The following is a 10,159-nucleotide window of genomic DNA, read 5'->3' as shown; positions in this document are numbered from 1 at the left end:
GGTTTAAATTGTTAAAGAGCGCTAGCGTTTTGTGATTCACATCTCAGTCGCTAGGGGTGCGTACTATACCTGCACCACTTTGAGAGTCAAGGGTTATTTTCAAACTCTTTTTCTCTACCGATTTCGCTGTGTGACTTTCGTCTCACTCCGTGTCGGTGAGGCGGCATTATAGAGAGATTGAGATGGAGCACAAGGGCTTTTTGAAATAAAAGTTTTGTTCGCCTAAAAAGCCACCAGATCCGCATTTTTCGAATAAAAACTAAACATTTGAGACGTATCACAGCAATACATTGGAAAAATGGAAGCCATGAACGTAAGATTCATGTGTCTATTTTGTTAATGGTAGATGCGTCTATTTCGTTTATTAATATGTAGTATTCCGATATGAACTCAAAAAAATCGATGTTGTTAATTGTCGCACTGGCTGTATTAGGCGGCATTGTTTTCTCTCAGGTAGATATATCGCCTGCAATTACCTTTATCCTTGGTGTCTTGGCTTCCGCTTTTGTTGTTAACTTTTCAAGCACCGACTCAAAATCAGATTCAGAACCTAAGGCTTCAACCAAAACACTTTATGTGGGTAACCTTCCATACAAAGCGAACGAATCACATGTACGTGAATTATTCTCAGAGCATGGTGAAGTATTTGCAGTACGTTTAATGAAAGACAAACGTACTGGTAAAAGAAGAGGCTTTGGATTTGTTGTTATGGCAAGTAATGATGTGAATCATGCAATCTCTGCACTTAACGATAAAGATTACATGCAACGCACTTTAAAAGTACGTGTTGCAAATGATCCTAAACATCCTGAAGCGGACGAATCTGAACTGAGCTAAACCCTAACTGCTTTAACATACTATTTAGTGCACTTTCTTTTTTAGGAAGTGCACTACAAAAAACTTCACGTACTCCCCCTTCTTTATTAACGCTTTCCAAACCCAACAAATCTTGAACCCGCTTAGCTATCGCTTTACCAGAATCTATCAGCACTACACTTTCACCTAGTACTTGTTGAATCTCTGATTTGATCAATGGGAAATGAGTACATCCTAATACAGCCACATCAATTGTGTTGATCATCGGCTGAAGGATTTGCTGTAACTCTTCAAGGCTAATCTCCTCGCCTCTGATTTTATCTTCGGCCATATCCACCAGCCGAGTAGAACCCAACAGCTCTACTCTTTTATTACTCGAGAAGTTTTTGATGAGCTCGTGTGTGTATTCACGAGTAATCGTCGCGGGAGTCGCAATAAGGCCAACCGCTTTATTAGCCAGTAACGAAGCAGGTTTGATTGCCGGGACTACGCCGACAATAGGGATAAGGTTATTAGCGCGAAGTGTCGGCAGGACTATCGTACTGGCCGTATTACAAGCTATCACCACGATATCAATAGCGTGACTCGCCACAAAACTGGCGACGATACTTTGGACTCGCTGAATGAGGACTTGCTGATCGAGCTCACCATAAGGGTAAGCCTCGTTATCGAATACATAGATATAGTTGTGATTGGGTAGTAACTGGCTTATCTCTTTATATACAGACAGACCGCCAACTCCAGAATCAAAGACCAATATGTTTTTTTGTATGCTTTCCGACACAACCATTACCTGTAATAAGTTCCGCAGCAATGATACCCCTTCACCTAGTTTTCGCCAATCATCACTCTACATAATGCAAGCTCGGTAGCGTTGATGCCCAAAGCGCTCACCCTGCTCTACATTTTCTAGCTCTATCTTAAGCTTACCTTTAAAGCATGGCGCTGACGTGACTAAGGTATGGAACTCACCATCTTCTCCACAAGGGTCGACGTGACTTGGCAAACTGTCTATTAGTTCAGGCGTGTATTCTTTCCCGCAATAGCTCATGTCTAATGCATCGCTATCAACTGTGACGAGAAAGGTTTCGATTCCTCTATTTATGATTTCTTGAGCCAGAGTTTGGCTACTCTCTCCCAGTAGAGGAAATACACACTCCCAGCCCGCAGGTTCTATATAACTTCTTCGGTAGTCAGCAATACCATTGCAAAACATATCGCCGAATGCCACGGCATCAATAGATAAACCCGATCCTTTAAGCGCCGTAACAATCGTACTTTGATAGATCTCGTTACTTGGGAAGACTTCCGGCAGCTCAATCGTTATTAATGGCAAGCCGAACAATGTTGCCTGCATTCCGACAACCTCGATTGACGTGACTTGGAAAGGAACCTCATCACCAACATACGTAGTATAGAGAGCAACAACTTCATACTCGGTGCTTTCAAGTAGACGTTCTAGGGTTAATGTAGAGTCTTTGCCTGACGACCAACTTATGACGACTTTCTTTTTCATTGATATACCCAATAAGAAAAAACCGCCCGAAGGCGGTTTAGGTGATAATTAGAATTGGTAAGTAGCATTCACGTAATATGTACGCTCTGGTGATGGGTATCCACCAGCAGTCTCGTACTCTTCGTCAGTTAAGTTATCCACTCGACCATTTAAAGTAAGGTTTTCATTCGCATAGTAGTTCACTGAAACATCAAACAAGCTATACGCTGCGAGATCTTCAGAGAAGTCCGGTCTCTCACCTACATATTGGAAACCTAATGAAACATCAACATCATCGAAACTAGCCACTGCATTATACTTGTAAATCTTCTTAGCTCGGCGTATCAGTTGCTCACCAGATTGATCTTCTGGGTCTTGGAAATTAGCGCTCACTTGGTGGTTAATAAAGCTAGTATCAAATCCAACGACCATTTCCACACCACGTAATTGGCTTTCGCCATCGGTATTGTAGTACTTACTTGTCGCGTAGTTGTAATCAATTAAGTCTTCGACGTTCGTGTCATAGCCAGTAATCGACCAATCAACATCCTTGATTAAGCCACCAAAAGTCAGTTCAAATGAATCTGCCTTTTCAGCTTCTAACTGTGCATTACCGTAGTAGCTATATAGTTGATACAAGTTAGGTGCTTTGAAGGATGTGCCATAAGCTGCTTTTACAACAAGCCACTCAGCATAACGATAGCCTAACCCTGTGTTGTAAGTAGTTTCTGTACCAAACTGCTCATTGTCATCAACACGAAGACTCAGTTCTCCGAACACTTTATCCGCATCTGCGTTTAATGCAGCGAAGTACGCAACATTCGTTCTGTCGTATTCAGTATTCGAAGGCTTAACAATATAAGCCTCATCACGCCAATCTACACCACCACTAAGAGTCAGTGACGACGTTAGTTTGTATGAATTCACCCATTGAACATTTAGCTGTTCAAGCTCATCAGATGTTGCTGACGCTGAGTTCTTGCCTAAAGACTGTTCGTAGTTCCAGTTATCTTGATTCTGATAGTTAACTAAGAAATCAGACTTAAGTTCACTGCCACTATATTTAACACCAGTAGCAAAGGTCGAATTTTGAACTTCAGCTTCTTTGTAAGAATGGTCTGTACCAAATGAACCATCGTACTGAGAAATGGTTTCAAACATACGGAAATTCGCGAAGCCACTCCATTGCTGATCAAAATTATGAACATAACCAATTAGAGCATTGCGTGATTCAAAACCATGGCGATCACCATCATTAACACCTGGTAATGGATGAACGTTGTATCCCTCATCGGAATCGTAACCAACAGATACGTTCAAGTGACCATTTTCACCGACCTTAGTACCACTAACAAAGCTCAGCTCTTGGTAATCTAAGCTTCCTAAACCTGCACTAACTGCCGTTTTTTCATTGTCAGAGTTTGCAACAGTAATAATGTTGATAACACCGCCGATAGCTTCTGAGCCATACATAGCGGCACGAGCTCCTCGAACGTATTCCACTCGGTCAACGAATGTAATTGGTAACTGGCTAAAATCGACACCACCCTTTGCAGCTCGCGCAAAACGAATACCATCAATGAGAACAAGCACTTGATCAGAGTTAGCACCACGAACAAAGATCGAGGCTTGCTGTCCTCGGCCTCCATTTTGTGAAACCTGAATACCCGTCAATCGTCTAAACACATCTGTTAGAGACTTAGCTTGAATTCGATCGATATCTTGGCGTGTTACTACTTCAACTTGAGCGACAACACTTTCCGTGCTTTGCTCAAAACGGTTAGCCGTAACCACCATGGTTTCGTCGGCAGATGCTTGTTGGGCGTGTAAATTGGAGATAGGTGAAAGCAGCGATGCTACAGCAACCGCTAAAAGGGATTTGTTCATGTTGTGATCCTAAATCGCGTAAAGTCCTACCAAACCACATGTCATGGTTTAGCCGCTGGCAGGTATTCGGACTCAAGAGCACAACCTTATGGTTACCTGATATTCGACTTCCCACAAAAAGCTATTTGCAGTGTCTGATGAATACTCGTTCTCTTTTACCGCTGCGCGTCAGTTCTGGATTCACACCAGATTCCCTCTTCAGCCATCTATACATCTAAATGGCACCAGCTTGCCGGAGATAGTATTGACCTCTGAATCATTTGTCTAGTCTAAGATAGTTATAAGCTATAGTTTTCATGGTCGATTTACATTGAATGGCGCTCAACACTGGACAAGCGCCTGTGATTGAATAAAATCTGCGCTCTTGATTTAAAAGCACGACAGCAAAAGGCATAACCATGGCGAATTTAGATGTAAACCCGCAACGCTACCAAGAACAACTGGCAGAAAAGACAGAGCGTCTTACAGAAATGTTCTCAGAATATGATGTGCCTGAACTGGAAGTGTATGAATCTCCAGAACAACACTACCGCATGCGTGCTGAGTTCCGCGTGTGGCATGAAGGTGACGATATGTATTACGTCATGTTCAATCAAGAGACTAAAGAAAAATACCGCGTAGACCAGTTCCCTGCAGCTAGCCGTCTTATCAATGACCTAATGCCTCTATTAACAGATGCAATGAAGGACAACCACTCTCTGCGCCACAAGCTATTCCAAGTAGACTTCCTTTCTACGTTAAGCGGCGAAATTTTGGTGTCATTGCTTTACCACCGTCAATTAGGTGAACAGTGGATTCAAGATGCTAAAGCACTTAAGCAGCAATTAAACGATGAAGGTTTTAACCTAAACCTGATTGGCCGTGCGCGTAAGATGAAAATCGTACTGGACCGCGACTACGTAATTGAAAAGCTAGATGTGAATGGTGATAGCTACATCTACCAACAAGTAGAGAACAGCTTTACTCAACCCAACGGCAAAGTGGCAGAGAAAATGTTGGAATGGGCTGTCGATTGTACTCAAGACAGCAAAGGCGACTTACTTGAGCTTTACTGTGGTAACGGTAACTTCTCATTAGCGCTAGCACAAAACTTCGAGCGTGTACTGGCAACTGAACTGGCGAAACCGTCAGTAGAATCTGCGCAATACAACATCGCTGCGAACAACATTGAAAATGTTCAGATCATCCGTATGTCTGCAGAAGATTTTACTGTAGCAATGGAAGGCAAGCGTGAGTTCCGTCGTCTACAGCAAGCGAACATCGATCTTAAGAGCTACAACTGCAACACTATCTTTGTTGATCCACCGCGTTCAGGTATGGATGTTGATACTTGTAAGATGGTTCAAGGCTACGAGCGTATCATGTACATCTCTTGTAACCCTGAAACATTGAAAGAGAACCTAGACATCCTAAGCGAAACGCACGACATCACTCGTTTTGCTCTGTTTGACCAGTTCCCTTACACGCACCACATGGAAGCTGGCGTATTCCTAGAGCGTAAAGCGTAAGTATCGCTTTCAGGTCTAAGCCAAACAGCAGATACAAAAAAACGAGCCCATTGGCTCGTTTTTTTAATTTCTAAATCAGCTTAAGCAGTTTTGCCGATAAAGCCGAGTTTCTTACCTACCCATGCAAGAAGCAACATCGCGACAATAATCGCAAAGAAGTTTGAGCCAGCATCAGGGTGTTGTGCCTTCACAAAAGCCGAGTGGCCAAATGCACCTACAAAGAAACAAGCCAAACCTACTAGTGGAATATCTTCAGATACTGGGTTAGTTAGGTACTCTTGGTAAAGTGCTTGTACAGCCAAGACTAAAGCAATCAGTGGGAAAATAGAGAAGCCCACTTCGCTCATTGTTACCCAAGATAACAGAGCATCACCACACACACCGGCAATAACAGCAAGTACGAGTGTCTTTCTTTCTGAACCACGGTTTACAGTATTATTTTCATTCGACATTATTCAATCCCGCCTTTTAATCGGTTACGTTCACGTTCTTTACGATACCAAAAAGCCCCTTTGGCCATCATTCGCAATTGCATGATCAAGCGTTCAGCCAGTTCATCTCGCTGACGTCGATCTAAATCTAATGCTTCTGCCCCTGAGTTGAAGACCAAGATAACGGAGGCTTCAGCTTGAGTAAAAGCTTCGTCTCGTGTCATGCCAGTCGTTATCAAATATTCGGTTAACTCAGCAGAGAAGTGCTGTATCTCACGAGCTACCGCTGCACGAAACTCAAATGAAGTTCCTGAGCGCTCTCGCAATAACAGTCTGAATACGTTAGGGCTGCTTTCAATGAATTCCATAAAGGTTTCAACCGATGTACGAATCACACTGCCTTCTTTTACTATGCGTTGCCTAGCTTGACGCATTAACTGGCGCAGCAGTAAGCCACCTTCATCAACCATGGTTAAGCCAAGCTCATCCATGTCTTTGAAGTGACGATAAAAGGAAGTCGGTGCTATTCCAGCCTCACGAGCGACTTCTCTCAAGCTTAGATTGGAAAAACTACGATCGGCGCTGAGTTGGCTAAATGCTGCATCGATTAAGCTGCGACGAGTTTTTTCTTTTTGCTGTGCGCGAATGCCCATTGGTTTCATACTTTATCAATTTCTTCTTTTACAGCCTAAACAGGCATGTCTAATACTCTATTCAATATAACGCGAATCACTTATTTATATAAGGCACTCTGGTTATATAAGACACTAAACATACCTCTTTGTTCACGTACCGAAGTAAATACGTTCGAAGAAAAAATTTCAATATCCACACTGTCATTTGGAGACATACGACATACCAAATATTATTTTTTCGATAACACTGCGTGATCCCACCGACTCTCTGATGCCCTTTTCATGTACCCAAGAACAGAATCAGTTAAAATCTCGCTAAAGCAATGTTACTCAAATATAACAAGGAAGATATCTATGCCGCACTCCAACCACTTTGATGTAATCGTAATTGGTAGTGGCCCCGGAGGAGAAGGGGCAGCGATGGGATTAACCAAAGCCGGGTTGAACGTTGCAATCATTGAGAAAGAGAGCAGCGTTGGTGGTGGTTGTACTCACTGGGGAACCATTCCTTCAAAGGCACTGCGTCATGCCGTAAGTCGTATTATCGAATTCAACAGTAATCCGCTGTTTTGTCAGAACAACAAAAGCATACACTCAACGTTTTCTAACATTTTGGGGCATGCCAAATCGGTTATCGACAAGCAGACTCGATTACGCCAAGGCTTCTACGACCGCAACCAGTGCACGTTGGTCTTTGGTACTGCACGTTTTATCGATACCAACACTGTCTCGGTAATGCAAAGCGATGGCACTGAAGAACATTACAGTGCAGACAAATTTGTTATCGCGACAGGCTCTCGCCCTTACCAACCAGATAACGTCGACTTCCTGCATGAACGTATCTACGACAGTGACTCGATTCTTTCTCTTAAACACGACCCGCAACACATCATCATCTATGGTGCTGGCGTTATTGGTTGTGAATACGCGTCGATTTTCCGCGGTTTGGGTGTAAAAACCGATCTTATCAATACTCGTGACCGTCTGTTGTCATTCCTAGACAATGAAACCTCAGATGCACTTTCTTATCACTTCTGGAACAGCGGTGTCGTGATTCGCAACGATGAAACCTTTGAGAAAATTGAAGGCACTGATGATGGCGTGATCATTCACCTAGAGTCAGGTAAAAAGATGCGCGCTGATTGCCTACTGTATGCCAATGGCCGAACGGGTAATACCGATAAACTGAACCTTGGTGCTGTTGGCTTAGAAGCGGACTCGCGTGGGCAAGTCTCAGTAAATACCAATTACCAAACCAATGTTGACCATGTTTACGCTGTCGGTGATGTGATTGGCTACCCTAGCCTAGCAAGCGCGGCTTATGACCAAGGTCGATTTGTGGCTCAGGCAATTGTGAAGGGTGAAGCTGAACGCCACCTTATCGAAGACATTCCAACCGGCATCTACACCATTCCGGAGATCAGCTCTGTTGGTAAAACCGAGCAAGAACTTACCGCAGCTAAAGTACCGTATGAAGTAGGACGTTCTTCTTTCAAACACCTAGCTCGTGCTCAAATTGCGGGTAAAGATATTGGTAGCTTGAAGATCCTGTTCCATCGCGAAACCAAAGAGATTTTAGGTATCCACGTGTTTGGTGAGCGTGCCGCTGAAATCATCCATATCGGACAAGCGATCATGGAGCAGAAAGGTGAAGCAAATACCATCGAGTACTTTGTGAATACGACCTTTAACTATCCAACGATGGCGGAAGCTTATCGTGTTGCAGCACTCAACGGGCTTAACCGTTTATTCTAGATATAGAACCAATAGGAGTATTTGACCACCCATAGGCCAAATGCATAAAACAGCAAGCCATGCGCTTGCTGTTTTTATTTAAGATATTGAATGTTAGAGTATTGATAGTAATTAGATCATGATGTTCTAAATACCCCTTTACCTGTACAGCCTCATTTACTCTCCACAAACAGAGCCCTCGAGCTAAGCGAGAAACTCCCCTTTCTTCCACTGAGAAACAAACAACACACCAAGACCAATTCCGCGCATTGCCATAAAGCTCAGCATCGCTAACCACAGTGCATGGTTCTCTAAACCTGATGCTAAATAGAAAATCGCGAAGAAACTGCAGGTCGCAACAAACATACTATTGCGCATATCCTTGCCCTTAGTTGCTCCAACAAAAATACCATCCAACAAGAAGCACCACATAGACACCAATGGCATTGCGATTAACCACGGTAAATACACCTCGGCTTGACTCTTCACGTCTGGGATTGTGGTGATCATATTGATTAAGCTCGAGCCAACGAGTGCGAACACTATGGTCAGTACCAAACAAATATTGAAGCTCCAGAAGAAAGTTCCAATCAATGACTGGTTCAGCTCATCTTTGTCTTTCGCGCCTATCGCCTTACCGACCATCGCTTCCATTGCGTAGGCAAAGCCATCCATCCCATAAGAGATGATCATCAAGAAACTCATCAACACGGCATTGGCCGCAACAACATCATCGCCAAAGCTTGCACCTTGGAAGGTCATGAAAGTGAAAGTCGCTTGTAGGCATAATGAACGAAGAAAGATATCGCGATTCAATTTCACGAAACGACTCAAACCTTGGCTGGTTTTCTTAAGCAGATCCCATGTCGATGGTAACTGCTTCTTCGCCCAGATTCGGTAAACACAAATTAGGCCAAATGTTAGACCGGCATAATCAGCCATTACAGATGCCAATGCAGCACCTTCCACTTGCCACCCTAAGCCGATAACAAAAACGATATCCAAAACGATATTGGTGATATTGGTGATGATCACCATCCACATTGGCGCTTTGGCGTTTTGAGTCCCGAGCAGCCAACCTAGAATCACAAAGTTAGTCAGCGCGGCAGGTGCACTCCAAGCGCGGATTGAGAAATATTGCTGACCATAGTGCTTAACTTGATCACTGGCGCTACTCAATGAGAAAACTAAATCGGCGACTAAACTGTGTAAAAGTAAAAAGACACCAGCAAACCCTAAGGCCATGGTCACGCCTTGCACAAAAACTAAGCCTAGTTGCTTGCCATCATTCGCACCATAAGATTGTGCAGCTAGCCCTGTTGTCGACATACGCAGGAAACCAAGCAACCAAAAGGTCACGCTGATCATTGTGCCGCCCAGCGCCACACCACCTAAATACCAAGAGTGCTCTAGGTGACCGATAACCGCCGCATCGACTAAGCCCAACAGTGGAACAGTAATATTAGAGAGAACCATCGGGATCGCGAGCAACAGCACTTTTTTATGCATCGCCTGATTGGATAGCGTTTGAAAAATAGTTTGGGGATTAAATAACTTCACGATCACCTCTTAGATTAGAGGCGATAGTTTAACCTAGTGGGTGGGCTTTCACTATGTTGTGGAATTTTACTTATACCGGCTATGTACTCAGTT

9 protein-coding genes and 1 riboswitch are annotated in these 10,159 nt (G+C 43.5%); of the genes, 3 read left to right on the top strand and 6 right to left on the bottom strand.

All coding sequences use genetic code 11. The annotated features are described in order from the left end of the window. Window positions 1–384: 384 nt before the first annotated feature. Window positions 385–837, top strand: a complete 453-nt coding sequence (locus tag AB4209_RS09850) for an RNA-binding protein (RefSeq protein WP_017061054.1) — start codon at window positions 385–387, stop codon at window positions 835–837. On the opposite strand, the gene murI is transcribed toward AB4209_RS09850, so the two are convergent. The 3 genes from murI to btuB are packed head-to-tail and all read right to left on the bottom strand — an operon-like array spanning window position 800 to window position 4,198. Then, window positions 800–1,606 carry a glutamate racemase gene (gene murI / locus AB4209_RS09845; RefSeq protein ID WP_372055713.1) on the bottom strand — a complete coding sequence of 269 codons (807 nt, stop codon included), beginning with the start codon at window positions 1,604–1,606 and terminating at the stop codon, window positions 800–802. The two genes, AB4209_RS09850 and murI, sit on opposite strands and share 38 nt — an antisense overlap. Before the next feature lie 60 nt (window positions 1,607–1,666). Further along, complete coding sequence (locus AB4209_RS09840) at window positions 1,667–2,332, bottom strand: ATPase (protein WP_017061052.1); 666 nt, start codon at window positions 2,330–2,332, stop codon at window positions 1,667–1,669. Window positions 2,333–2,380: 48 nt separating this feature from the next. Beyond that, window positions 2,381–4,198, bottom strand: a complete 1,818-nt coding sequence (gene btuB / locus AB4209_RS09835) for a TonB-dependent vitamin B12 receptor (RefSeq protein WP_017070283.1) — start codon at window positions 4,196–4,198, stop codon at window positions 2,381–2,383. 39 nt (window positions 4,199–4,237) lie between these two features. After that, a riboswitch (cobalamin riboswitch) is annotated at window positions 4,238–4,442 on the bottom strand. A 154-nt stretch (window positions 4,443–4,596) separates the two neighbouring features. Here btuB and trmA point away from each other — a divergent pair. Further along, window positions 4,597–5,706, top strand: a complete 1,110-nt coding sequence (gene trmA / locus AB4209_RS09830; RefSeq protein ID WP_017061050.1) for a tRNA (uridine(54)-C5)-methyltransferase TrmA — start codon at window positions 4,597–4,599, stop codon at window positions 5,704–5,706. Between the two features lie 80 nt (window positions 5,707–5,786). Here the strand turns inward: trmA and AB4209_RS09825 are convergent, their stop codons facing one another. Continuing rightward, window positions 5,787–6,158 carry a YijD family membrane protein gene (locus AB4209_RS09825; protein WP_017061049.1) on the bottom strand — a complete coding sequence of 124 codons (372 nt, stop codon included), beginning with the start codon at window positions 6,156–6,158 and terminating at the stop codon, window positions 5,787–5,789. Continuing rightward, a complete protein-coding gene (gene fabR, locus AB4209_RS09820) occupies window positions 6,158–6,799 on the bottom strand; it encodes an HTH-type transcriptional repressor FabR (RefSeq protein WP_010438693.1) in 642 nt (213 codons plus the stop codon). The genes AB4209_RS09825 and fabR overlap by 1 nt, the downstream gene beginning before the upstream one ends. Before the next feature lie 327 nt (window positions 6,800–7,126). Between fabR and sthA the strand changes: the two genes are divergently transcribed. Next, window positions 7,127–8,527: a Si-specific NAD(P)(+) transhydrogenase gene (gene sthA / locus AB4209_RS09815; protein ID WP_017061048.1), complete on the top strand. Its 1,401-nt coding sequence runs from the start codon at window positions 7,127–7,129 to the stop codon at window positions 8,525–8,527. A gap of 183 nt (window positions 8,528–8,710) precedes the next feature. Here the strand turns inward: sthA and dinF are convergent, their stop codons facing one another. Further along, the gene (gene dinF / locus AB4209_RS09810; RefSeq protein WP_372055711.1) at window positions 8,711–10,066 is read right to left on the bottom strand and encodes an MATE family efflux transporter DinF; all 1,356 of its coding nucleotides are present in this window, start codon (window positions 10,064–10,066) and stop codon (window positions 8,711–8,713) included. Window positions 10,067–10,159: the final 93 nt, after the last annotated feature.

It is taken from the genome of Vibrio sp. 10N.286.48.C11 (genome assembly GCF_041469805.1).
GTDB lineage: Bacteria > Pseudomonadota > Gammaproteobacteria > Enterobacterales > Vibrionaceae > Vibrio > Vibrio crassostreae_C.
This window is presented reverse-complemented; position numbering and strand designations above follow the sequence as displayed.